Source organism: Amycolatopsis sp. NPDC006125, assembly GCF_040614195.1.
GTDB lineage: Bacteria > Actinomycetota > Actinomycetes > Mycobacteriales > Pseudonocardiaceae > Amycolatopsis_E > Amycolatopsis_E tucumanensis.
On sequence record NZ_JBEXTZ010000053.1, the window covers coordinates 34,812 to 55,739 of the forward strand.

The 20,928-nt window shown below is 70.4% G+C and carries 33 protein-coding genes; 29 read left to right on the forward strand and 4 right to left on the reverse strand.

Going from position 1 to position 20,928, the window contains the following annotated elements; genetic code table 11:
* Positions 1–92 precede the first annotated feature (92 nt).
* Positions 93–434 (forward strand): hypothetical protein, encoded by a 342-nt coding sequence (locus ABZ193_RS25360; RefSeq protein WP_354711703.1) that lies wholly within the window; start codon positions 93–95, stop codon positions 432–434.
* On the opposite strand, the gene ABZ193_RS25365 is transcribed toward ABZ193_RS25360, so the two are convergent.
* Complete coding sequence (locus ABZ193_RS25365; RefSeq protein ID WP_354711704.1) at positions 431–790, reverse strand: hypothetical protein; 360 nt, start codon at positions 788–790, stop codon at positions 431–433. The two genes, ABZ193_RS25360 and ABZ193_RS25365, sit on opposite strands and share 4 nt — an antisense overlap.
* Before the next feature lie 94 nt (positions 791–884).
* Between ABZ193_RS25365 and ABZ193_RS25370 the strand changes: the two genes are divergently transcribed.
* Positions 885–1,808 (forward strand): hypothetical protein, encoded by a 924-nt coding sequence (locus ABZ193_RS25370; RefSeq protein WP_354711705.1) that lies wholly within the window; start codon positions 885–887, stop codon positions 1,806–1,808.
* A 133-nt stretch (positions 1,809–1,941) separates the two neighbouring features.
* Here the strand turns inward: ABZ193_RS25370 and ABZ193_RS25375 are convergent, their stop codons facing one another.
* Positions 1,942–4,443, reverse strand: a complete 2,502-nt coding sequence (locus ABZ193_RS25375; RefSeq protein WP_354711706.1) for a DEAD/DEAH box helicase — start codon at positions 4,441–4,443, stop codon at positions 1,942–1,944.
* A 225-nt stretch (positions 4,444–4,668) separates the two neighbouring features.
* A complete protein-coding gene (locus ABZ193_RS25380; RefSeq protein ID WP_354711708.1) occupies positions 4,669–5,175 on the reverse strand; it encodes a hypothetical protein in 507 nt (168 codons plus the stop codon).
* 624 nt (positions 5,176–5,799) lie between these two features.
* Here ABZ193_RS25380 and ABZ193_RS25385 point away from each other — a divergent pair.
* From ABZ193_RS25385 to ABZ193_RS25395, 3 genes are all read left to right on the forward strand, one after another.
* Entirely contained in the window at positions 5,800–7,230 is a 1,431-nt protein-coding gene (locus ABZ193_RS25385; protein ID WP_354711709.1) for a helix-turn-helix transcriptional regulator, read from the forward strand.
* Between the two features lie 4 nt (positions 7,231–7,234).
* Positions 7,235–8,173 (forward strand): NAD-dependent epimerase/dehydratase family protein, encoded by a 939-nt coding sequence (locus ABZ193_RS25390; protein WP_354711711.1) that lies wholly within the window; start codon positions 7,235–7,237, stop codon positions 8,171–8,173.
* Between the two features lie 111 nt (positions 8,174–8,284).
* On the forward strand, positions 8,285–8,497 hold the full coding sequence (locus tag ABZ193_RS25395; RefSeq protein WP_354711712.1) for a hypothetical protein: 213 nt from the start codon (positions 8,285–8,287) through the stop codon (positions 8,495–8,497).
* On the opposite strand, the gene ABZ193_RS25400 is transcribed toward ABZ193_RS25395, so the two are convergent.
* Complete coding sequence (locus tag ABZ193_RS25400) at positions 8,494–8,841, reverse strand: GntR family transcriptional regulator (protein ID WP_354711713.1); 348 nt, start codon at positions 8,839–8,841, stop codon at positions 8,494–8,496. The genes ABZ193_RS25395 and ABZ193_RS25400 overlap by 4 nt on opposite strands.
* A gap of 373 nt (positions 8,842–9,214) precedes the next feature.
* Between ABZ193_RS25400 and ABZ193_RS25405 the strand changes: the two genes are divergently transcribed.
* The 24 genes from ABZ193_RS25405 to ABZ193_RS25520 form a co-directional block, all read left to right on the forward strand.
* Positions 9,215–9,514: a hypothetical protein gene (locus ABZ193_RS25405; protein ID WP_354711714.1), complete on the forward strand. Its 300-nt coding sequence runs from the start codon at positions 9,215–9,217 to the stop codon at positions 9,512–9,514.
* The gene (locus ABZ193_RS25410; RefSeq protein WP_354711716.1) at positions 9,514–9,810 is read left to right on the forward strand and encodes a hypothetical protein; all 297 of its coding nucleotides are present in this window, start codon (positions 9,514–9,516) and stop codon (positions 9,808–9,810) included. Before ABZ193_RS25405 ends, ABZ193_RS25410 begins: the two co-directional genes overlap by 1 nt.
* A 23-nt stretch (positions 9,811–9,833) precedes the next feature.
* Positions 9,834–10,307 carry a hypothetical protein gene (locus ABZ193_RS25415; protein ID WP_354711717.1) on the forward strand — a complete coding sequence of 158 codons (474 nt, stop codon included), beginning with the start codon at positions 9,834–9,836 and terminating at the stop codon, positions 10,305–10,307.
* A 14-nt stretch (positions 10,308–10,321) separates the two neighbouring features.
* Positions 10,322–10,480, forward strand: a complete 159-nt coding sequence (locus tag ABZ193_RS25420) for a hypothetical protein (protein ID WP_354711719.1) — start codon at positions 10,322–10,324, stop codon at positions 10,478–10,480.
* 35 nt (positions 10,481–10,515) lie between these two features.
* Positions 10,516–10,728 carry a hypothetical protein gene (locus ABZ193_RS25425; protein WP_354711720.1) on the forward strand — a complete coding sequence of 71 codons (213 nt, stop codon included), beginning with the start codon at positions 10,516–10,518 and terminating at the stop codon, positions 10,726–10,728.
* A gap of 12 nt (positions 10,729–10,740) precedes the next feature.
* Positions 10,741–10,971, forward strand: coding sequence for a hypothetical protein (locus ABZ193_RS25430; RefSeq protein WP_354711721.1), 231 nt, complete (start codon positions 10,741–10,743; stop codon positions 10,969–10,971).
* Positions 10,971–11,147 carry a hypothetical protein gene (locus tag ABZ193_RS25435; RefSeq protein WP_354711722.1) on the forward strand — a complete coding sequence of 59 codons (177 nt, stop codon included), beginning with the start codon at positions 10,971–10,973 and terminating at the stop codon, positions 11,145–11,147. Before ABZ193_RS25430 ends, ABZ193_RS25435 begins: the two co-directional genes overlap by 1 nt.
* Positions 11,147–11,482 (forward strand): hypothetical protein, encoded by a 336-nt coding sequence (locus ABZ193_RS25440; RefSeq protein ID WP_354711723.1) that lies wholly within the window; start codon positions 11,147–11,149, stop codon positions 11,480–11,482. The genes ABZ193_RS25435 and ABZ193_RS25440 overlap by 1 nt, the downstream gene beginning before the upstream one ends.
* On the forward strand, positions 11,479–11,922 hold the full coding sequence (locus ABZ193_RS25445) for an SsgA family sporulation/cell division regulator (protein WP_354711724.1): 444 nt from the start codon (positions 11,479–11,481) through the stop codon (positions 11,920–11,922). The genes ABZ193_RS25440 and ABZ193_RS25445 overlap by 4 nt, the downstream gene beginning before the upstream one ends.
* A complete protein-coding gene (locus ABZ193_RS25450; RefSeq protein WP_354711725.1) occupies positions 11,919–12,179 on the forward strand; it encodes a hypothetical protein in 261 nt (86 codons plus the stop codon). Before ABZ193_RS25445 ends, ABZ193_RS25450 begins: the two co-directional genes overlap by 4 nt.
* The gene (locus ABZ193_RS25455; protein ID WP_354711726.1) at positions 12,176–12,355 is read left to right on the forward strand and encodes a hypothetical protein; all 180 of its coding nucleotides are present in this window, start codon (positions 12,176–12,178) and stop codon (positions 12,353–12,355) included. Before ABZ193_RS25450 ends, ABZ193_RS25455 begins: the two co-directional genes overlap by 4 nt.
* Positions 12,355–12,570, forward strand: coding sequence for a hypothetical protein (locus ABZ193_RS25460; RefSeq protein ID WP_354711727.1), 216 nt, complete (start codon positions 12,355–12,357; stop codon positions 12,568–12,570). The genes ABZ193_RS25455 and ABZ193_RS25460 overlap by 1 nt, the downstream gene beginning before the upstream one ends.
* Entirely contained in the window at positions 12,570–12,806 is a 237-nt protein-coding gene (locus tag ABZ193_RS25465; protein ID WP_354711728.1) for a hypothetical protein, read from the forward strand. Before ABZ193_RS25460 ends, ABZ193_RS25465 begins: the two co-directional genes overlap by 1 nt.
* Positions 12,806–13,060 (forward strand): hypothetical protein, encoded by a 255-nt coding sequence (locus ABZ193_RS25470; RefSeq protein ID WP_020418532.1) that lies wholly within the window; start codon positions 12,806–12,808, stop codon positions 13,058–13,060. Before ABZ193_RS25465 ends, ABZ193_RS25470 begins: the two co-directional genes overlap by 1 nt.
* Before the next feature lie 70 nt (positions 13,061–13,130).
* A complete protein-coding gene (locus ABZ193_RS25475; RefSeq protein ID WP_354711730.1) occupies positions 13,131–13,358 on the forward strand; it encodes a hypothetical protein in 228 nt (75 codons plus the stop codon).
* Entirely contained in the window at positions 13,355–13,573 is a 219-nt protein-coding gene (locus ABZ193_RS25480) for a hypothetical protein (protein WP_354711731.1), read from the forward strand. Before ABZ193_RS25475 ends, ABZ193_RS25480 begins: the two co-directional genes overlap by 4 nt.
* Positions 13,570–14,715: a hypothetical protein gene (locus ABZ193_RS25485; RefSeq protein ID WP_354711732.1), complete on the forward strand. Its 1,146-nt coding sequence runs from the start codon at positions 13,570–13,572 to the stop codon at positions 14,713–14,715. Before ABZ193_RS25480 ends, ABZ193_RS25485 begins: the two co-directional genes overlap by 4 nt.
* The gene (locus ABZ193_RS25490; protein WP_354711733.1) at positions 14,712–16,961 is read left to right on the forward strand and encodes an ATP-binding protein; all 2,250 of its coding nucleotides are present in this window, start codon (positions 14,712–14,714) and stop codon (positions 16,959–16,961) included. The genes ABZ193_RS25485 and ABZ193_RS25490 overlap by 4 nt, the downstream gene beginning before the upstream one ends.
* Positions 16,962–17,278: 317 nt before the next feature.
* Positions 17,279–17,725 (forward strand): hypothetical protein, encoded by a 447-nt coding sequence (locus ABZ193_RS25495; protein ID WP_354711734.1) that lies wholly within the window; start codon positions 17,279–17,281, stop codon positions 17,723–17,725.
* A 23-nt stretch (positions 17,726–17,748) separates the two neighbouring features.
* On the forward strand, positions 17,749–18,192 hold the full coding sequence (locus ABZ193_RS25500) for a M50 family metallopeptidase (protein ID WP_354711735.1): 444 nt from the start codon (positions 17,749–17,751) through the stop codon (positions 18,190–18,192).
* Positions 18,193–18,285: 93 nt separating this feature from the next.
* On the forward strand, positions 18,286–18,945 hold the full coding sequence (locus ABZ193_RS25505; protein WP_354711737.1) for an HNH endonuclease family protein: 660 nt from the start codon (positions 18,286–18,288) through the stop codon (positions 18,943–18,945).
* Entirely contained in the window at positions 18,942–19,814 is an 873-nt protein-coding gene (locus tag ABZ193_RS25510) for a bifunctional DNA primase/polymerase (RefSeq protein ID WP_354711739.1), read from the forward strand. Before ABZ193_RS25505 ends, ABZ193_RS25510 begins: the two co-directional genes overlap by 4 nt.
* Positions 19,815–19,879: 65 nt before the next feature.
* A complete protein-coding gene (locus ABZ193_RS25515; protein ID WP_354711740.1) occupies positions 19,880–20,572 on the forward strand; it encodes a DNA cytosine methyltransferase in 693 nt (230 codons plus the stop codon).
* Between the two features lie 83 nt (positions 20,573–20,655).
* The coding region (locus tag ABZ193_RS25520) for a WhiB family transcriptional regulator (protein WP_354711742.1) at positions 20,656–20,928 on the forward strand (273 nt) is incomplete at its 3' end.

Here is a 20,928-nt window from a genome sequence, read left to right on the forward strand (position 1 = left end):
TCGCCGACTCTGCCCAGAGTGATCGGACGAGTGGCAAGGTTCACGCCCTCGGCATTGGGTGGACGAATGTGGTCGTCCCTACACGATCTCCTATGGCCCTCGTCACGCTGCTCGCCTTCGAGCGTCGAAGCGAGGCAACCGGTACGTATGAGGTGACCCTGAGGCTCCTCGATGCGAACGACGAGCCGGTGCCGGTCCTTGAGGATGGCGAACCGTTGGTTATCCGAGCTCACGCCGAGGTCAAGGACCGGGACAGCATGGCGCACGACGCACCTGCGACGGCGAGCCTGGTGGTCAACTTGGGCCCCGGGGTGCCGCTTGAACCAAACCGCCGCTATCGCTGGCAGGTGTCGGTCAACGGCAAGACTCATCCCGACTGGTCCGCACCCTTCTATGGTCGAGCTGCGGAGGACCGTCCTCGCGAGGAAGGCTAATCCGTTCCTCCCCGTCGCCACAGCACGGGCATCGCCGGAAAGTCTTCGCAGTCGTACTTGGTTGTGTCGCCTTCGCGGGGCCGGATCGCGTCGGCGAGTACCCACTGACCGACACGTGAGCGGGTGGCGGCGCTGCCGATCGTGAAGGCGACCCAGGCGAGGCGCTTGCCGGTGGTGGTGCGGTCCCACATTTTCAGCAGGCCGGGCACGGTGGCGCGGAGGTCGACGCCCTGGGGGTGGTTCTCGTTGGTGGCGCTGTCCGGATAGACCTTGCTGAGGTTCACCCACACGCGAAGCGGCGTCCTGAGCACCTGCAAGTGCCCTGCGGTTGGCAACACTGGCACATTCTCGAACATGCGTTCGATTCTGCCTCGCTGGGCACCCGCTCGCTAGTCCACCCGGTCGGGTCGCTGTCCGGCGCGTTGACGCGAGCGGGCTGAGGATGACGGTGTGGCGGTCCTGAAGCCGCCGGTCACGCTCATGGCACCCGTGCTGGAGTCGCAGCTTCCTGCGCGGGCGCGCCGTCCGGCCGGGCCGGTGGCGTATGAGCCGAAGCTGGACGGCTGGCGCTGCTACACGGCGGGCGGCCTGCTGCTGACCCGCGCGCATAAAGATCTGACTGGCCGGTTCCCGGAGGTCGCGGCCGCCGCGTCGGCGCTGGGTGACCTGGTGTTGGACGGCGAGCTGTGCGCGTTGCGCGGCGACCGGCTGGACTTCAGCGGCCTGTGGCTGGGCAGGCCCCGCCGTGAGGCCGAAGGTCTGGCCGTGGTGCTGGTGCTCTTCGACGTCCTCGCCGCCGGACGGCGCGATCTCCGATCCGCGGCCTACACCACGCGCCGGGGTGAGCTGCTGCGCAGGCTCCCTGAGCCGCAGCCCTACCTTCAGCCAATCCAGAACACGCTGGCCGAGGCCGAGGCCGAACGACGCTGGTTCGGCCTGGAGATCGCCCGTCGCGGCATCGAGGGCTACGTGCGCAAGCCTTGCCGCGGCGCGTACGGCGACCCGAAGTTGCCGTGGATCAAGCGCCGCTGGCGCACCACCGTGGATCTGGTGATCGCCGGGGCAACCGGTGACCTAGCCAAGCCTCGCGGCCTCGTGTTGGGCCATCGCACTCCCCAGGGCCCGGTCCGACTCACCGCCACCTCGCTGCCGCTCGCCGCGCCGCTGCGCGCAACCCTGGCCGGCCGACTCCGCGCCGTCGGCGAACGCGCCACCCTCCCCGCTGCGCGAGCCGGACTGCCCGGCCGACAGCGCGAGCTAGCCTACATACCGGTAGTACCCGAGGTGGAGGTCGAAGTCGAGGTGGACGCCGCGTTCGAGTTGGGCCGCTGGCGACACGGCGTGAAGGTCCTGCGTGTTCGCGACGCCGTATGACTCGCGCAACAGGAACCTCCAATCGCTCGCACCGCTCGTCCGTCGTTCTGGTCGATCCCGACGGGGGTCTAGCGGGGTTGGCCTCGACGGTGTGCGTGGTTGAACAGTGGGAGCGGCGCGGTGGGAAGCACGGTTACTCGGTCGTCTCGTCCTGCTGCAGTGGCCTGGAACGCAGCTGAGACAGCCACTGCGAGGGGAGCGCGCCCTCCTTCTGGAAGATGGTGGCAATCTCGGTGGGCGTCAGGGAATCGAGATCACGGGTCCGCACGGTGCGCCACGCCCGGACCAGTCGGTCGAATAGGTCTACGACGTCTTCTGGCCTCAGCAGGTAGACGTGACTCTCGGCCACGGCGTGCGCGCTCGGGTGGATCCGGGTCTGCGGGGTCACCAGCAGCGCGGCGGAGTCGCCGGGAGCGGCCTCGGCGCGCTTGTTGGCGGTGAAGCGCAGGTGGCCACCTGCCTGCCGGACGGCCGCAGCGCCAAGCTCGCCGTCCTCTTTGGCCTCGCTCTTAGCTTCCCACGCAACCCACATCGTGTTACCGAAGATCCAGACGGCGTCCGGCGCGGAGTCGTTGTTGCCGTCGCCTTCGCTCGGCAGAGCGCCGGCGAGCTTGCCGAGCACGACCAGGGCGGCCTCGTACGGCTTGTGCGGCTTGGCCAGCAGCGCGGCACGGGCCTGCTGGACCTCGGTGTCGAATACCGTGGGTTTGGCCAGTCGTGCCGCGTTGTCCAGCACGCCGGTCATCGCCTGTTCGTCGAGCGGGTCTAGCGCTGGTTCAGCCGGGACGGTTGCGCTTTCGGCGGGCGCGGCCAGGTTTGACAACCAGGTCGTGCCGCGTCCGGCGGTGCGGGCGTGGCTGTAGAACTTCTTCGCCGCGGCGCTCAGGGCCGGGTCTCCGGTCTGCTGGGCCAGCCGTTGCGCGATGCACGCAGCTAGGTAGTTCCACAGCGCGGCGTATCGCTGCGGCGCCCGGCCGCCTCGCAGGGCGTCGAGCACCTGGCGGATGCAGTCCAGGGCCTGTGACCACTCGCCCTGCCACATGGCCTCCCAGGCTGCGACCTCATGGCTGACGGCGCGCTGCAGCTCGGTGGTGCCGGGCGCGTCAATGCGTTCGTACTGTTCGCGGTCGTCGACGATGTCCTGGTCGACCTCCCGCCAGTCGGCGCCGTGCTCGGCGAAGATCCGCAGGTTCTCCAGCATTTCGGCCGAGGTTTTGTCGAGGCTGTGCTGGTAGCCGAACTCCAGCTCGGCGTGGATCTCCGGGTGCATGGCCTCCTGGACGTCGCGGCGGATGACGTAGGAGACGAGGTCGTCGTCCAGCACGAGCACCGCGGCGAAGTCCTTGGCATTGCGGGTCGCGCGGCCAGCACCCTGCATGATGCGGGCCCGGATACGTTCCTGCAGGACCTCGACCGCGCCGAGCGAGCCGTGCAGGAACCGCTCCTGCAGGTCGCCGCGGGCGGGCAGGCCGGCGAGGACGACCAGGCGGCAGTCGTCGTCGGGCAGGTCGACGCCGTCGTAGCGGTTGCTCAGCACCAGGGCCGCGGCGGGCTCGCTCGTGAACACCGTCAAGTCGTCCTCGACGTCGTCGGCCTTGAGCACCTTGTGATCTTCGGGCAGGCAGGTGTCAGTGAAGGCGTTGGCGGTGCGGGTATCCGGTGTCAGGATGACGGCGCGGCCGTGCTCGGCGACGACGCTGGCGACCCAGGCGTCGACCTTCTCCGCCTCGTCAGCAAGATCGCTGGTCATTTGGGGGAAGCAGAACAGCCGGCGGCCGGTGCCCTGTTTCTCCCAGCCCTCGGGGATTGGGATGCGGGTGATCTTGCGCCTGCCGAAGATCCGTTCCAGCTCGCCGCCGGCGCCCAGGGTCGCGCTCATGTAGACCCGGCGGGCCGGATTGTCGAAGGCGGGGTGGACCAGTGTCGGCGGGATGAGCGGCCGGATCAGCAGGCGGCGGTGGGACAGGTAGACCAGGCACTTGTCGAGGTGACCGCGCAGGAATTCCAGCGCGTACGCGCCCTCGTCGCTGATCTTGCCTGCGTCGACGGCCGCGTCGAGCGTCTGCTCGAGGTGCGCTGCCTGCGCTGCGACGCCGAGCGGTGAGGCGAGGTAGACGGTGTTGCGGTAATGGCTGTCGGCCGCGGTGCTGCGCAGCCGGTTCAGGACCAGCGGGTCCAGAGCGTCCGCCAGTGCCGAGAGCACGTCGAAGTAGGCGCTGTCCTCGCTGGTCCGGTCAATCTCCAGGCTCCAGGGCCCGGCCACCGCGCTTTCGGCCGCGTGCGCGTCGTCGAGCAGTAGCAGTTGCGCGTGGTCGAGGGCGGGGTTGGAGTTGAAGACGTGGCTGTAGACGCTGACGGCGATCGCGTTCGCCGCGGTGTAGCGGGCGCGGTCGGCCTTGTTCCAGTTCCGCACCTTGCCGATGAGCAGCACGTTGGGGATGCCGTACTCGGTGAGCTTGTCGGCGGTCTGGCGCGCCAGTTGCCGAGTCGGGCACAGGTAGGCGACCCGTTCGCGGAACGCGCGGCGCCGGTACTCGCCGATGAGCCCACCGACCAGGGTCTTGCCAGCACCGGTCGGCAGCTCGATTGCGACGTCTTGGTCGGCCGCGTGGTTCTTGTGCCAGTCCTGCAACACGGTTCCCTGGTGGAACCACAGGGATTCCGGGCCGTCGTTGGTCTCGGCTAGCTTGCGGTAGAGCTGAACAGGGTCGCTCGGGATCGCGGCCGCGCTGCTGGAGCGTTTGAATGCCATGCTGCTGCTGTCCTTCAGGTCTGCGGCCGCGGGCCGCGATCGTCCGCTTATCTCACCTATCAGCCGGGAGTTGGTCAGGCAACCCCAACGTGCACGACCGCGGCGGGATCAGACCGGAGCGGCGGGGAGCGCAGTCAGCCGACGCCGGACGTAGCCGTAGAGCCGGTCGACGTGCTCTCGCAGCAGGGTGGGGTCTGCGCAGCACACGGTGGCCAGTGCCGGGTCGCCGTTGCGAGAGGTTGGGTACCTGCCCTGGTCGCCACCCGCGTCGTGGCGGTCGAGGTCGCGGACGAACGCCACGACCAAGTCCTGCTCCGCTCCGGCGGCGAGCAGTTCGTCGCCGCGCTGGGAGAGGCCGTCCAGCAGCTTGGTGAGGCTGTGGGTGATCGGGAAGTTGGTGCCGTACAGGGATTTCAGGCTGAGCTCGGCGAGCTGGCGGGCGAGGAAGAACGCCGGTTGCGGTGCCCGACTGAGGATGGCGGCGACCGCGGCTTGGTGGAACTCAGCGAGCGTGTCCTCGACCGCGTTCGCGCAGTGTGTGCGAGACAGGCACAGCGCGTCCGGGCCGTTATGGTCGCTGGTGGCGATGTCGCCGAATGGGCTGCGGTACGTCATGGCCGATCATTCTCCTCCTCTGCCGTCTGCACGCGAGTGATTATTCGACGTTTCGTTACTGCAGATCTGATCATCAGGCCTCGGGCGATGTCGGCGGCGTAAGCCGCGCGATAGGCGCCTTCGATCACGTAGATTGGTCGCGCCAGCTCGATCAGGGTTGCGGGGTGCCCAAGCCGACCCGGACCGCCCGCGACGCCATCGCGGCGCTCCGCCAGCGCATCCGGGACAGGCGCAAGGAGCTGGAGCGCACACAGGAGCAGGTCGCCTTCGCGGCCGGTGTCCCCGTCGGGTGGTGCGCCAGCCTCGAACGCGGCCAGCGCCTCCGCCCGAACTGCCCTCCGTCCTGGCGGTCGCCGAAGCGTTGGAGATGGACGCTGGCGACCTATTTCGCGGTTTGAAAGCCGATCGCCCGGAACGCCGCCGAACTCACCGCGCGGTCGACAAGCTGGCGTAACGCGCCGACGTGGCGATCCGCGAGACGCTCGGCTGCACCAGCCATGAAATCGGACCGACCATCGGGTTGCGCCCTTGCTTGTCCAAGACCTGCCACAATCCGTGGTGCGAGGACGACGAAGCGGAGGCGACATCGTGACCCATCCTCAACATGCTGAAAGGTGGCTTCACGTGGCACAGGCAGTCGCCGCTCCTCCCGATGGCTCCGATGCCGGCGAGGTGATCCGCTGGTACCGGCAGCACCACAACCTCACCCAGCAGGACGCCGCTGACCTGCTCAACACCACGCAGTCCTGGGTGTCGAAGGTCGAGAAGGGCAAGCTCGTGCCCGGCCTCGCCGAGCTCCGCTCCATCGCGACCAAGCTGCACATCCCGCCGGAGCGGCTGGGCATCCTGCCGGACCACTCCGCGGACGCGATCCCCAAGCCAGGGCAGGTCAGCGAGGCCGGTGCCCCGCACGAGAGCCAGGAGCACTGGAAGCTCGTGCGACGCGAGCTGAACGCCAACCGCGCCCGGCTCGGCGACCTCGCCTCCGAGCTGTACCCGCGGGCCCACTGCATCCCCGGCACCACCGTCCTGACCCAGCCGAGCTGGCTGCCCTCCGAGCCAGTCGAGCTGTCCGACATCGAGCTGTACTGGCTCGCCGAGGCCCAGCCCAAGCCTGCCATCACCGGCGGCATCGATCAGACCGAGAGCGTCCGGCCGCTGGCCGCGGACGGCGACCGCTTCCGGCTCTACTCCCGTGCCCTGCGCGACCTGGCCCGGCCGAAGCTGCTGGACAACCGCGTCAGCTACCGCCTCGCCGAGGTCGACTGGGCCGGCGACAAGGGCCGCCTCGGGTTCAGCTACACCACCTACTTCGACGTGCTGGACGTCTGCGAGGCCGCGGCCCACGAGTTCGCCGACGCGTGGCTGCGCGCCGGCCGGAAGCGGCCCAGCCTGGCTCACCTGCCGCTGCGTCGGCACATTGAGGATCCGTTCGACCTGCTCGCCCGCCCGATGCTGCCCAGCATCAACACCCTGACCATCCGCCGCGACCCGATCGACGGGCACCGGATGTTCCTGCACCGCCGCGACGCCAAGGCCACCGCGGTCGCCGGCGGCATGTTCCACGTCATCCCCGCCGGGGTGTTCCAGCCCGCCGCCCTCGCGCCCGCGCACCAGGCCAACGACTTCTCCCTGTGGCGCAACATCCAGCGCGAGTACTCCGAAGAGTTCCTCGGCAACCCCGAGCACGACGGCAATGCCCTTGACCCCATCGACTACGAGCACGACGAGCCGTTCCGCTCGTTCGCCGCTGCTCGCGCGGCCGGAGACTTCCGCGTCTTCACCTGCGCCGTCGTGCTCGAACCGCTGACGCTGTGGGTCGAGCTGCTGACCGTCGCCGTCATCGAGGCACCGGTGTTCGATCAGCTCTTCGCCGGCATGGTCGAGGTCAACGAGGAGGGCGCCGCCGTCAGCACCGAGGCGGGCCGGCCGACTGTGGGCATCCCCTTCAACTCGGAGTCTCGCGAGCGGCTGAAGTCCGAACCGCTCTCGCCGATCTCGCGTGCCTGCATCGAGCTGGCCTGGCAGCACCGGAACACGCTCCTGGCAAGCTGAGCACGTGCGCGTTCTCGTCACCGGCGCTGCCGGGTACCTCGGACACGCTGTCGTCGCTGCCCTTGCCGAGCGGGGGCACGAGCCGGTGGCGTTCGTGCGCGACGCCGCCAGGGCCCCACGGCTGGCAGCGGCGACGGCAGTCGGGGACGTCGAAGACCCTGCCAGCCTCCGCGAAGCGGTCCGCGACGTCGAAGGCGTGTGCCACCTCGCGGCCCGCGCGCGAGTCCGCGAGTCCCTGACCGATCCCCTGCCGTACTGGCACACCAACGTCAACGGCACGCTCAACCTGCTCGAAGCCCTCACGGACCGGGACGTGCCGGCCAAGCTCGTACTTGCGTCGACGGCGGCCGTCTACGGAACCCCGGATATCCAGCCCATCAGCGAAGACGCGTTGATCGCCCCCACGAACCCTTACGGAGCAACCAAAGCTGCGGCCGACCTCGCGGCGGCGAACGTCGCGGCAACCGGCCAGCTCGGGGCGATCAGCCTGCGCGCGTTCAACATCGCCGGTGCCGTCGACGACCACCCGGACCGCGACTTCACCCGCCTGATCCCCAAGGTGCTCGCCGTCCAGGCCGGACTCGCCGAAGAGCTGGGCGTCAACGGCGACGGGTCAGCCGTTCGCGACTTCGTGCATGTCGCCGACATGGCGCACGCCTTCGTCCTCGCCATCGAGGCGTGCACCCCTGGCGGGTGGCGCGCCTACAACGTCGGCAGCGGCCGCGAGACATCCATCAACGACGTTCTCGCGGCCACGGAACAGATCACCGGCCGCCCCGTCCGGATCAAGCGGAACCCGCCTGCGAACGAGCCCCGCGTGCTGCTCGCGGACAGCCGGCGCATCCGCGAGGAGCTGGGCTGGCAAGCCCCGAACTCGGATTTGTCGCAGATTCTTTCAGACGGCTGGAAGGCCCTGACCAGTGCGTATGCCACCCCGGAATAGTCCTTTCCGGAATAGCGCGGACGCGACTGCTCATCGTCTACCACCGCGGCCGCCAGTGCGGTGTTCTTGGTTCATGACAGCGAACACGAACACCACCGGAGCGAGGTAACGATGGGCAAGAAGGGCAACGTGGTTCCCCTGCCGACTGGAGGCGGAAGCGTCCTCAAGAAGCTGATGGGCGGCTTGATCACCCTCGCGATCGTTGCGCTCGTGATCAAGCACCCGAGCGATGCGGCCGCCTGGGTTCGCGCAGTCTCCAGCGCAGCAACAGAAGCGATCGACGGTGTCGCCACGTTCTTCCGGCAGGTCGCCAGCTCCGGCTAGTCCTTTTCGGACTCCAGCTTCGCGACGCGAGCCTGAAGTCGACCGAGTTCGTCCCGCAGCTCGTCCAGCGATTGTCGAAGATCTTCGAGCGAGACAGCTGGACCAGCCTTCGGGGGGTTGTCCGCGACGAAGACGCCGACCGAAGCCCGCGACACCAGCCATCCCTCGTCTTGTAGGAGGGCGATCGCCTTCTGGAGCGTCGCGAGCGAAACGCCATGCTCCTTGGCCATCTCTCGATTGCTCGGAAGCTTGTGCCCGGGTTCCCACTCCCCCGACCGAACCGCACGCCGCACTGATTCCGCGACGCGCTCGAAGGGGGCTAGCGCCGCCGACAGCATCTCCATGACGTCAGCATACCTAGCCTGACCCAGACTGACCTAGTTCACCTGGACGGAGTAGCGACAAGTTGACCTAGTTCGACCTAGGCTGAGGCAGGTCGAGAAACGAGGGGTCGAACCCCACAAATCGAACTTCCGTTGTTTGAGAACTTCATGTACCCGGCCTGGCTCGGAGAAAAGCTAGGGGCGGACAGGTAGCTAAGCCGTAAGCGACCCGCCTAGTCCGTCGCCCTGATGCAAGCAACTGGGCAAAATGCGAATTTTCGTCCTCTGAATCAGTCAACGCTGCTGGTCAGAGCTACATGGGTCGAGTGGTGCGACTCGATCGAGTCGCACCGCCACCCATTTTCCAGTGTCCGTTTCGACGAAGAGAGTTGATATGGATTCGATTGTGATTGAGCGTCCCGTTTTGGTGGCGCTTCGACTGTCGGAGGAGCGGGCGGCTGAGGGGTATCTGGCCGCGCGTCGGGAGATGGTCCGGTTGGCCGCGCGGGTCGCGTCGATGCGGCAGCTCGTCGCGGAGCAGCCGGCGCGCGCGGACTACCGGGCCGCGCTGCGGGAGGCGCAGGTCGCGCATGGTGCGGCCGTGGAGCGCACCGGGCTGGCCTATCAGCGGTGGCAGCGGGCGCAGCTGCGAGCCGACGCGCATTGGACCGCGACCGAAGGGCGGGCTGCCTGATGAAGACCGTGCTGATCACCGACCGCGGGGCCAGCGAGGCGCTGTTCCCGCTGGTCGACGACGACATCGCCTCGGTGGCGAGGGAGGACCAGATGGCGGCGGAGATCGCCGAGATTGACGCTCTGATCGAGGAAGCCGAGCGCGGCTGGGCCGCGGCCGAGCAGGTCGAGACCTTCCGCCTGTCGCGGGAGCTGACCGACCAGGTCCGCGCCCGGCGCACGACGCGGCGAGCGGCGCAGCGAGCGCTGCGGTCGCTGCCGGTCCGGCTCGATGGGATCACGGGGGAGGCGGCCTGATGCGGCATCGTTCGGTTCGGGCGTTGGCGCTGTTCGGTGCGTTGCAGGCGGTGTTCTCTGACGTGCACCCCTACTGCGACCAGATCGTGCAGTCCAGCGAGGACGCCTCCAAGAAGGGTCTGCCGGGGCGGGAGGGCGCGAAGCACTGCGCCCGGCACGTCGCCACCTACACGGCAGGTCAGACGGTCGCCTCGGTCGCGGTGACTGCGGCGCTGGGCTACCGGCTGCCGCTGCGCGCGCTGGCCGCGGGCACGGCGGTCAACGCGGTCACGCACTACGTGATCGACCGGCGCGAGCCGTTCAAGCGGTTCCTGCGCAGCAAGTTCATCGGCAAGGGCGGCTACCTCGCCCACGCCACCGTCCAGCGCCGTGAGGGCGTGGTGGACGAGGGCGGCCCCGGCACGGCGCTGATGGAGATGGACCAGGCCGCCCACCGCCTCATCGGCGTGGCCGCCTCGCTGCTCACGACCTACCTCGCCACCCGCAACCACCACTGACCAGGAGAAACCTCATGCGACTGAAGAAGAACCGCAAGGGCAGCAACGACGTCGTGCAGCTCAACGCGCTGAACCGGACCGGCGTCTGCGCCGGGTGCGGCAAGCGCGTCGGCCCGCGCTCCAACTGCTGCGGCAAGCCCGCCTGCTCCCGCCGCATCGCCTCCCAGCTCTGACCCGAACACCGTCCAGGAAGGACACCCGAACAGCGATGGCAAGCAAGTTCAAGACCCGGGAACTGCCGATCCAGGAAATCACCCGCGGCCACGTCGTGCAGGGCACCGACGGCGGCTGGTGGCGGGTCACCAAGACCGATGTGGACATCGCCGGGAAAACGGTCGTGCTCTACGTCCGCTCGGAGGCCACCGGCAAGTCCGGCTGGTTGCAAGGCCCCATCGGCGACCTGCGCACCGTCCGCCGCTGAGGGGAGAAGCACATGGATTTCCACTTGCAGGTCGGCCACATCAGCGGCCCGGCGGTCGTCAACGGCCGGGTCTACTACTCCCGCAACGGGGTCTCGGTCAACGGCAGCACCGTCACCGACGCCGCCACCGGCCGCCGGTTGTCCGGCCGCCCGATCCCGCACCCCGAACGCGGCTCCAACATGGTTTGCCGCGGCGACCAGGTGTGGATCAACGGCGTCCGCATCGACCCTGAGGAGGGCTGATGCCTGCCCCCTACCGGCCGCCGCGGACCTCCCGCCGCCCCGTGCCCATCACCGACGCCGAATACGAGCTGCTGTGCGACTGCCGTTGCCCGCGTATCCGTGGCACGCACTCGGCCGGGCACTGCGGCAGCGGCCTGGACACCGCCAAGGCGTCACCCGCCGGAGAGGACCGCTGATGACCCGGCTGCTGATCACCGATGACCCCGGCGCGGCCCGAACCGCCAAGCACGCGGCCGCGCCGGGACTCCCCACCCAGCCACTTCCTGACCAGAACGGAGAGACACCCATGGTCGCACAGGCCATCTACCACCAGGCCGCACGACGGACCGGCTACCGCTACGAGCTGCTGGTCGCGCCGGTGGAGATCATCGCCCGCCGCCACCGCGAGGGCCAGTCGGTCTCGCAGATCACCCGCTACATGCAGTCCCAGCTCGGCCCGGATCACCGGGCCGCGTCGCGGAACTTCGTGGAGTGGGTCATCGCCCAGACACGGCGGGGTGGTTCCCGGTGAACCCGCAGAGCCTGACGGTGCCGGTGTGGGCGGAGCTGCTGGACACCTCGGGTGAGGTGATCGAGCTGGCGCCGCTGAAGGTCGTGGTCCGTTACCGCGCCGACGACCCGTACGCGATCGGACTGGACTTCGAGGTCGGATCAGATGTGTGGGTGTGCTGGCAGCTCGCGCGGGAACTGCTGGCCGCCGGGCTTGCGCTGGAGCCGATGAGCGGGAGCGCGGTCGGTGATGGGGACGTGGTGATCTCCCCGGCCCGGGACGTGCCGTGGCGGGTGTGGATCGAGCTGCGCTCGCCCTCCGGTGCCGGGCGGTACGCGTTCAAGCGCGACACCCTCGCCGAGATCCTGTCCAAGACCGAGGCCCTAGTGCCGCCGGGCACGGAGTCCGGCCGCATCGACTGGGACCGGGAGATCGCGGTGCTGGGCGGTGAGGCCGCATGAGCGCCCGGCTCGCGATCGGCACCAGCCCGACGCAGATCAAGACCCTGGCCATCCGCCGCTACGAGACGACCACCGGCAAGCGGTGGCGCGAAGCCGACGCCGAGGCGCGGTCGGCCTGGCTCGCGAAGACCGAGCCGGTGATCCGCGCCGAGGAAGGCATCGCCGCCGACGCGGTGTGGCGGGACGGGGCGTGGCAGCCCGCCGGCCAAACCGACCTGTTCTCCCTGCCCGCCGCCGAGACGGAGGTGCCGTCATGACCAAGACCAAGTTCGCACTGCCCAAGTCCAGCAGGCTGCGCAAGGCGTTCTGGCTCGCCGTCGCCGCGGTCGTCGTGGTGTGGATGGTGCGCAACCCCTACCAGGTCCGTGACGGGCTCGACCAGCTCGTGCACGCGGTGTCCGTGGTGTTCTCCGGCTGGGAAGGCGGTCAGTGATGGCCTCCAATCGTCCTCGGTGGACTGTCCGGCGCCGCTGGTATCTGCTCTGGTCGCTGCTGTCGATCGCCGGTTCCATCACCGCGTTCGTGCTGATCTCGGTCGGCGCACCCAATCTCGTGATCGGCACGGTGGTGGCGGTGATGCTGGTGGCGGGTGAAGGTATCCGCCGCACAGCGCCGGACACCGCGCCGCGGAAGCGGGGTGAGCGGTGATGGCCACTCACAACCGCCGCCGCGCCCTACAGCACCTGCACCGGGCCGAACTGGCCGCGGCCGAGTGGGCTGACGACATCCGACAGGGTGCCGAAGCTCGCGTCGGGAGCCATGAGGCCGACGCCGTGATCACCGATGCGCTCTATAACGAGGCGCTGGACCTCTACCGGCAAATTCGGATGGCAGCGGAGGCCTTCGCCGAGCACGCCGCGCGCATCGAGCGGGGTGGTCGGTGATGTCGATGTTCGAGGTGCTGCGCACGTTCGGCACGAAGGCGCTGTTGAAGTTTGCCGGGGCGGTGGGGTTGTTCCTGCTGCTGCATCTGATCCGGATCGTGCCGGTGCTGATCGCGAAAGTGATCGAGGTGTGCATGCGGCGGCTGGACGCCTTCATCGTCGCGCAGGCCAGCCGGGCGCCCACCGGGCCGGTCAACCAGTTCTTCCATCCCACCCACGTTCCTCGGGAGGAGGCCGTCAATGTCCACGCCTGAGCACACTTCGCGCACCGGTCACGGCGGACAGGCCCCGGGGTCGCCAGTGGCGCGCCGCTCCGGAGCGGTGGTGGTGTCCAGTGCAACCGCGACCCGCACCACCCGCGCGGTGACGTGGGCGGGCTGGCATCTGGGCGAGTTGGCCGGCGTGTTCGTCCCGATCGGACTGGGCGCGGTGTGGTGGGAGGGCTTCTACGCCGTGTCGGTGCTGACCGCGCTCGGCTGGGCCGCCCATGAGGTGCGTGCCCGTACCGGCCGCCGCGGTCCGTCCACGAAGGACAGGAAGGACCCGACGTGACAGTGCGCATCGCGGAGGTGGCCATGGCGTGGACGGTCGTGGTCACCATCCCGACCGGGGAGACCGTGGCCGCGGGGAACTGGCCGGACCTGATCGAGGCCCGCACCTGGGCACGCGACACGAACCGGTCGCGGCTGGCCCGGGTGCGGGCGGTGGTGCCGCTGGTGTCGGCCAGCGGCTTGACGAGGGAGCTGGAGAGGGGTGTGTGGGGATGAGCTGGGCCGAGGAGCGGCGCGAGAACAAGCGCGCCGAGGCGCTGATCCGGCGTGAGGACGCCGCTGCGGCGGCGCAGGTGCGGATCGCGGAGCGGCAGGCGAGCGCGCGGATCAAGCGGGAGGATGAGCAGGCCCGGCTGGACGCCAAGCGGCAGGCCGCCGCGGCGCGGCGGGAGCGCCGCGCCGCGGCCTGGCGCGGTCTGCGGTCCTGGCTGGGCGAGCGGGTCGTGGAGCTGCTGATCTACCCGATCGCGCTGCTGTCCTTCGCGCTGGCGGCCCCGTCGATGGCTGCCTACGGAACCACCGTGTACGGCTCCGCCCTGGGGGCGCTGCTGCCGGGGATCACCGAGCTGGGGATGTGGGCGTTCGCGATCGCGGTGGTGATCGAGCGGCGTCGGCACCCGGAGACGTCGGTGTGGGGGCTGGTGGCCGGGGTGCTGGTGTTCGGCGCGGTCGCGTTCGGCATCAACTTCACCCACGGTCTGACTGTCGCCTGGGACCACGGCGTGGTCATGGGCACCGCCTCGATCGCCGGGGTGGTGGCTCACCAGCTCACGCTGGCCGCGCCGCCAAGGTCGCGGCAGGAGCGGCGGGAGGCGCGGATCGAGCGGGCTGCCGCCCGCAAGATCGCTCGCATCCGCAAGGCCGCGGTGCGGCAGGCGGTCGCCGAGATCGACGAGACCGGCTCGGCGCGCCTGGTGTACGCGCCGGGCCGCTACGTGTTGGCCGGGCGGGCACGTCTGGAGTCGGCGATCGTGCCCGGCCTGCCCCCGGCGGAGTCGACCGATTGGGACCGCGAGCTGGCCGATCTGCTGGCGCAGCAGAACGCGGCCACCGCCACCGGCTCGGGTCGGGAGATCGAGCCGGACCGCACGGCGGGGGACTCGATCGAGGGCGGCTCGATCGCGACCCTCGACCGTCCCGGTGACCAGCAAAAATCGAGCAATCGGCGGCCGAAGATCGGGGGGCGTCCGGGGCGCTCGATCGACCAGTTGCGCGCCGAGCTGGACCGGGTGCTCAAGGCCCGTCCGGGCTCGATCGACCCGACCAAGGCAGAGCAGATCCGCAAGGCGCTGCGCTGCTCGCCCAAGTCCGCGCGGGAGCTGCGGGATGACTACCTGAAGGGAGGCGAGAGCCGTTGACCACCAACCAGGAGCCGGAGGCCGATCTGGCGCGGGTGCACTACCTGCCCACCCGCCGCGCCGAGGGCAGCCCGGTCGAGGCGGATACGGAGGTGATCGAGGGCGAGATCGTGACCGACGCCGAGTACCGCGCCCGGCAGCGGCAGTTGGCGATCGAGCGCTACCGCGGCTACCGCAACGACATCGTCACGGTCGGCCGCGGCACCCGCACGATGGTGCGCTGGACGGTGCAGAAGGGCCGGGAGTGCGCGGACAGCCCGATCGGGAAGTTCGCGCGCCGGCACGTCACCTACTTCGCCAAGGGGGTGGAGGCCGAACGGCAGCGCAAGAAGGCCGAACACGGCCAGGCCGACGCCCGCGCCGCCCGCGCCCGGGCCCTGGACCAGGGCGATCTGGAGCTGGCGGCGCGGCTCAACGAGCAGATCCAGCAGGCCCGACACACCCGCGTCGACACCCTCACCAAGTGGGTCGAGCTGCACTGGTCGGCGGGCAAGAAGGCGGCATTGGCGCTGGTCATCGCCCTGGGCGTGGCGCTCGTGGCCGGGGTGATCAACGGGTTCGGCCACTGGCTGGGCCCGTGGAACGCCAGCGACGTCCTGCACACCCTCGGCGCGATCGTCACCACCACCGGCACCATCGTGGGCTGGAGCGTGGCGCACTGGTGGGCGTTCCTGCTGGCCGGGCTGGGCGTGTGGGGCAGCCGTCGCTGGAAGGACGGGCAGAAGCTCGGCGAGCAGGTGCTGCCCGCGCACCTGCGTCAGACGGGCAAGCGCGTGGCCTACGTCGAGCTGACGGAGAACGCGCTGGTCGCGGCGCTGGCGAACATCGGCGTCGCGCGCCTGTCGGCCGCGATCAAGGAGGGCTGGCCCAACCGGGACACCGACCACGCCTGGGTGCGCCCGCCGATGATGGCCGAGGGCGGCAAGGCCTACACCGCCAAGCTGCGCCTGCCGATGGGCGCGGGGGTCAAGGATGTGGCCAGGGCCAAGGATCTGCTGGCCCACAACCTGGGCTGCCGCCCGCAGGAGCTGTTCGTCGACCCGGACGAGGACGACCCGACCGTGCTGGACCTCTACCGGCTGGAGCCAGGCGTGCTGCGCGAGCCGGTCGACCCGTATCCGCTGCTCACCGAGGGGACGACGGACTTCTTCTCCGGGTTCCCGGTCGGCATGAGCCCGCGCGGCACGGTCGTGGAGACCACCGTGTGGGAGCGCAACTTCGTGTTCGCCGGGATCATGGGGTCGGGCAAGTCCACCATGATCAAGGCGCTGCTGGCCGGGGCCGCGCTGGACCCGCTGGTCGACATCGACGTGTTCGTCTTCGCCGAGAACTACGACTTCGACCCGCTGGCCCCGGTCCTGTCGACCTTCCTCAAGGGCGACACCGAGGCCAACGTGCAGGCGTGCCAGGACCACATCAAGAAACTGCACGCCGACCTCGCCGTGCGCGGACAGCTGCTGGCCAAGCACGGCATCACCGAGGTCAACCGGGAGGTCGCGGCGAAGGAGCCCGGCCTGCGGCCCCGGATCGTGGTGATCGAGGAGTGCCAGGCGTTCTTCCGGCAGGACGACCCGCAGGAACGCCGCGAGCTGGTCAACCTGCTCGTGCGGTTCTACTCGGCGGCCCGCAAGTACGGGATCGTGCTGGTCTTCGCCACCCCGAACCCCTCGGACCAGTCGCTGCCGCGCGACCTGATGGCGGTGACCAGCAACAAGGCGTGCGGCGCCATCGGCGACAAGGCCCGCAACAACATCGTGCTCGGGGAGAAGGCCCACGAAAACGGCATCTCCGCACTCGGGTTGAAGGCCAAGACCAAGGACAGGCTCAACGACTGCGGGACCCTGATGACCAGCGGTTTCATGGACACCCCCGGGGTGGTGCGCTCGTTCTACCTCACCCCTGAGGATCTGGCCGGCATCGCCGCCCGCGGGGCGGAGCTGCGCGGCGGGGCCACCACCCCGGCGGCCCCCGCTCCCGAGGTCCGCGACCTGGTCGAGGACCTGGCCACGGTCATGGTCGGCGACGACCCGGTCAACGCCGGGGACCTGGTCGGGGCACTGCGCGGCCTGGCCCCCGGGTACAAGCCCTACCGGGAGCTGACCAAGCCCAAGCTGGTCGCCGCGCTGACCGAACTGGGCATCAAGCCGCCCTCGACCGGCAACCTCTACCCGGTCGATCCGGTCACTGTCCGTCAACTGCACGCCGGGCGGGTCGCCCAGCTCGAACAGGGCGACCCGACCGCCTGAGTTACGGCCCCGGCAGGTCGCCGAGCCCCCGGTTTTCGGGGGCTCGGCGACCGGATTCCCGGCCCCACCCAGGCCGTAACTTTGTAACTTTGCGCTGATCAAGCCATGTTACGGCCCCGATCCCCGGCTGAGTTACATCCGTAACTCGCGTGCCGGGCCGTAACCCGCTCCGTAACTCGCACCGCACCGCTCCGCGAAGCACCCACCGCGCCCCCGCGCGCCCTCACGCGAACACACACAGTGACATTCGACGGGTTGCAGCGCCGGGCTCGCGCTGGTGCCCCACCTGCCTACCGAACTTCGGAAAGGACCCACCGATGGGACGTCCCCGCTACGACACCGACGAAGCGCTCGCGCTCGGCGCACTCGCCGCCCACGAGGCCGGGCACGGGGTGATCGCCGTCGTGCAGGGCATCGAGGTCGCCCACTGCCACCTCGGCGCCACCCGCGGCTACACCCGCCACCGCGACGTCACCGCCACCCACCCCGAGATCACCCTGGCGATCCTGCTCGCCGGGCAGGAAGCCGAGGCGTACTGGCTGACCCGCTACGCCGGCTACTGGTTCGGCTCCGCCCTGCGCGCCGCCGCCGGCTCCTCCGAACACGACCTGCGCGAGGTCCGCCAGCTCCGCAAACACACCGGCCTGTCCGAAGGCCGGATCCGCTCCCGCACCCGCTCGCTGGTGCGGCGGCACTGGAGCCGCATCGACCGCGCCACCCACCGCCTCTACAGCCGCGGCCACCTCTCCGGCTCCGCGCTCTGACCCCCGCCGGGAAGGACACCTCGATGTCTGCGGACAAGCACGAATTCCGGCGGCTGACCACCGCCCACCACGAAGCCGGGCACGCCGTGGCGCACCTGCTCGCCGGCGGCACCGTGCGCGAAGTCGTCCTCTCCCGCGACGGGAGCACCGGCTACACCGAGATCGCCGAAGACGGCCCACGCGAAGGCAACCTGATGGGCTGGCTGGTGATGCTGCTGGCCGGGCAGGAAGCCAACGCCCGCTTCCTCACCGAGCACGGCTACAGCCTCTCCCGCGCCCGCCGCGTCTGCCGCGCCGCCAGCCCCGGCGACCTGCGCGAGTTCCACGCCGCCGCACGCGGCACCGGCATCAGCGAACACCGCGCCCGCCGCGCCACCGAGCGACTGGTCGACCGCAAATGGTCCCGCATCCACCGCGCCGCGCTCCGGCTCGCCGCCCGCGGCAGGCTGCCCGGCTCCGCGCTGTAGCCGCCGCCCCCTGCGCTGCTGCCGGGCCGCGCGTGACACCCGCCTCCGCGCGGCCCGGCAGCCCCCCACACCGCTCGCTCAGGAAGAGGTTCGATGTCTACCCGCACCCTGCCCGCAGCGCTGCTCGCCGTCGCGCTGCTCGCCACCACAACCGCCTGCGAAATCCCCGGCAGCACCGCGACCAGCGCCGCACCGCCCGCCGCGAGCGCCAGCCTGGCCGAGCTCCCGATCGCGCCGGAGGACACCGGCGCGCACTACAACCGCGACGACTGGCCGCACTGGTCCACCGTGCACGGCACCTGCAACGCCCGCGAACAAGCCCTGCTCGACCAAGGGCAGGGCGTGCGCGCCGACGAGCAGTGCCGCCCGATCACGGGCACCTGGGTCAGCCCCTACGACGGGGTGACCGTCGCCGACGCGTCCAAGCTGGACATTGACCACCTCGTGCCGCTGGCCGAGGTCGCACGCTCCGGCCGCATCGAAAACGGCCGCCGCGTCGGCCCCCGCACGTGGTCCCGCGCGGAACGGGAGCGCTACGCCAACGACCCGGACGTCCTGGTCGTTGCGACCGCCCGCGCGAACCGGTCCAAAGGGGACCAGGACCCGGCGCGCTGGCTCCCGGAGCGGGATCGGTGCGGCTACGCGGTCCGCTGGGTCGAGATCAAGACCCGCTACCGGCTCTCGGTCGATCAGGCCGAGCACGACGCGCTCGCCGCCGTACTCGCCCGCTGCCCGAACGGAGGTGCCCGATGACCACCGAGAGCCCGCTGGCGGAGTGGGCGCTGTTCCTGGCCGGGATGGGCTGGCCGGTGTTCCCGCTGCGGCCCGGGACCAAGCGGCAGCCTGCGATCAAGAACTGGGAGCAGCGGGCCACCACCGACCCGGACCGGATCCGGCGCGCGTGGGCCGCCGACACCTGGAACATCGCCGTAGCCACCGGTCCCGCCCACCTGGTGGTCGTCGACCTCGACATGCCCAAGGCCGGGGAGAGCGGCCCGGACGGGGCGGCCGCGCTGGCTGCTCTGGCCGAGCAGCGCGGCGGGCCGCTGCCGGACACCTTCACCGTCACCACGCCCTCGGGTGGGCGGCACTTGTACTTCCAGGCCCCGCCTGGAGTCCGGCTGCGCAACAGTCAGGGCCAGCTCTGCCCGCGGGTGGACACCCGCGCCGGGGGCGGGTACGTGGTGGGCCCCGGCTCGGTCACCGAGCAGGGCGGCTACGAACTGGCCGACGAGCGCGACCCGGTCGAGCTGCCCGCGTGGCTCGTGCAGGTCTGCACCGAGAAGGCCACCCCGACCGCGACGTCCCGGCCGGTGGCGCTGCGCGCGAGCAACCCGTCGGCTTACGGTGCCGCCGCGCTGCGCGGCGAGTGCGACCGCGTCCGCGCCGCGGAGGCGGGCCGGCACAACGAGACGCTGGCGTCGGCGGCCTACACCATTGGCCGCAAGGTCGGCGCGGGGCTGATCGACCACGCCACCGCCCGCGCCGAGCTGATCGCCGCCGGCCAGACCCTCATCGGCCCTGAGCACTGGCCACCCACCGACGCCGAAGTCGCCCGCGTCGTCGATGCCGGGCTCACCGCCGGCTCCCGCAACCCCGTCCGCCGCAAGGAGGCCGCGTGACGTTAAACGTGCTGTCCCTCTTCGCCGGCATAGGCGGCATCGACCTCGGTCTCGAACGCGCCGGAATGACCACCGTCGGCCAGGTCGAACTGAACCCGTTCTGCCGCGCCATCCTTGCCCACCACTTCCCGGAAGCTGAGCAGCATGACGATGTCCGCACCACCGTCGCCTGGTGGCACTCCCGGCCACGACCCCGCGTCCACCTCGTCGTCGGCGGGTTCCCCTGCCAGCCCGTCAGCACCGCCGGGCGCCGCCGCGGCGAAGCTGATGAACGCTGGCTCTGGCCGGCGATGGCCGACGTCATCGCCGGCCTCCGCCCCGACTGGGTGCTCTGGGAGAACGTGCCCGGTCTGCGCACCCGAGGACTCAGCACTGTTCTCGCTGACCTCGATCGTCTCGGGTACCGCTGCCGCGTCGGCACGCTCAGCGCTTGCTCCGTGGGTGCCCCACACCTGCGGCAGCGCCTGTTCGGCCTGGCCCACACCTACCGCCTGGCTCGGACGCCGCCCTGCCCACGCCAGGTGCAGTCCCACCCCTCGGCACGCCAATGCGTCCATCGAGCTGACCGACGCGGTCGGGCAGCGCGGGAGCACTGGCGAACTGAACCCAGAGTGGGTCGAGTGGCTGATGGGATTCCCGCCCGGATGGACCGCCTTGCCGCCCTCGGAAACGCCGTCGTCCCCGCCGCCGCCGAACACCTAGGGCGCCTGATCCTTGCCCACCATCACGCTATCCACGCAAGGCCGGAGGCTGCCTGATGCCCACACCCCGCACTCTCGCCCCTGACCGTCCCTTCCGGACGCTCACCGCGATCGCGGTCCCGCGGCGCCCTCGGACGCCGGTGGTGTCCTGGGCTGACCTGGACGTCGACCGGGATGAGCTGGCCTGGCGCGACCGGGCCGCCTGCCGCGACGACGCGGCGCCGGAGGTGTTCTTTCCCGACCCGGGCGGGCAGGCCGCCGAGACGGTAGCCGCGGCCAAGCAACGCTGCGCGGCCTGCCCGGTGCGGGCCGCGTGCCTGGCCTACGCCCTGGCGCGCAAGGAGCGGTTCGGGGTATGGGGCGGGCTCACCGAACGCGAACGCCGCGCCCTGCTGCGCGGCCGGCGGCCGCGC

Coding starts and splice junctions, on each gene's coding strand:
- ABZ193_RS25360 (WP_354711703.1), top strand. CDS start 93: ATGGCCCTCGTCACGCTGCTCGCCTTCGAGCGTCGAAGCGAGGCAACC.
- ABZ193_RS25365 (WP_354711704.1), bottom strand. CDS start 790: ATGTTCGAGAATGTGCCAGTGTTGCCAACCGCAGGGCACTTGCAGGTG.
- ABZ193_RS25380 (WP_354711708.1), bottom strand. CDS start 5,175: ATGACGTACCGCAGCCCATTCGGCGACATCGCCACCAGCGACCATAAC.
- ABZ193_RS25395 (WP_354711712.1), top strand. CDS start 8,285: ATGGGCAAGAAGGGCAACGTGGTTCCCCTGCCGACTGGAGGCGGAAGC.
- ABZ193_RS25400 (WP_354711713.1), bottom strand. CDS start 8,841: ATGGAGATGCTGTCGGCGGCGCTAGCCCCCTTCGAGCGCGTCGCGGAA.
- ABZ193_RS25405 (WP_354711714.1), top strand. CDS start 9,215: ATGGATTCGATTGTGATTGAGCGTCCCGTTTTGGTGGCGCTTCGACTG.
- ABZ193_RS25410 (WP_354711716.1), top strand. CDS start 9,514: ATGAAGACCGTGCTGATCACCGACCGCGGGGCCAGCGAGGCGCTGTTC.
- ABZ193_RS25420 (WP_354711719.1), top strand. CDS start 10,322: ATGCGACTGAAGAAGAACCGCAAGGGCAGCAACGACGTCGTGCAGCTC.
- ABZ193_RS25425 (WP_354711720.1), top strand. CDS start 10,516: ATGGCAAGCAAGTTCAAGACCCGGGAACTGCCGATCCAGGAAATCACC.
- ABZ193_RS25430 (WP_354711721.1), top strand. CDS start 10,741: ATGGATTTCCACTTGCAGGTCGGCCACATCAGCGGCCCGGCGGTCGTC.
- ABZ193_RS25435 (WP_354711722.1), top strand. CDS start 10,971: ATGCCTGCCCCCTACCGGCCGCCGCGGACCTCCCGCCGCCCCGTGCCC.
- ABZ193_RS25440 (WP_354711723.1), top strand. CDS start 11,147: ATGACCCGGCTGCTGATCACCGATGACCCCGGCGCGGCCCGAACCGCC.
- ABZ193_RS25450 (WP_354711725.1), top strand. CDS start 11,919: ATGAGCGCCCGGCTCGCGATCGGCACCAGCCCGACGCAGATCAAGACC.
- ABZ193_RS25455 (WP_354711726.1), top strand. CDS start 12,176: ATGACCAAGACCAAGTTCGCACTGCCCAAGTCCAGCAGGCTGCGCAAG.
- ABZ193_RS25460 (WP_354711727.1), top strand. CDS start 12,355: ATGGCCTCCAATCGTCCTCGGTGGACTGTCCGGCGCCGCTGGTATCTG.
- ABZ193_RS25465 (WP_354711728.1), top strand. CDS start 12,570: ATGGCCACTCACAACCGCCGCCGCGCCCTACAGCACCTGCACCGGGCC.
- ABZ193_RS25470 (WP_020418532.1), top strand. CDS start 12,806: ATGTCGATGTTCGAGGTGCTGCGCACGTTCGGCACGAAGGCGCTGTTG.
- ABZ193_RS25485 (WP_354711732.1), top strand. CDS start 13,570: ATGAGCTGGGCCGAGGAGCGGCGCGAGAACAAGCGCGCCGAGGCGCTG.
- ABZ193_RS25495 (WP_354711734.1), top strand. CDS start 17,279: ATGGGACGTCCCCGCTACGACACCGACGAAGCGCTCGCGCTCGGCGCA.
- ABZ193_RS25500 (WP_354711735.1), top strand. CDS start 17,749: ATGTCTGCGGACAAGCACGAATTCCGGCGGCTGACCACCGCCCACCAC.
- ABZ193_RS25505 (WP_354711737.1), top strand. CDS start 18,286: ATGTCTACCCGCACCCTGCCCGCAGCGCTGCTCGCCGTCGCGCTGCTC.
- ABZ193_RS25510 (WP_354711739.1), top strand. CDS start 18,942: ATGACCACCGAGAGCCCGCTGGCGGAGTGGGCGCTGTTCCTGGCCGGG.
- ABZ193_RS25515 (WP_354711740.1), top strand. CDS start 19,880: ATGACCACCGTCGGCCAGGTCGAACTGAACCCGTTCTGCCGCGCCATC.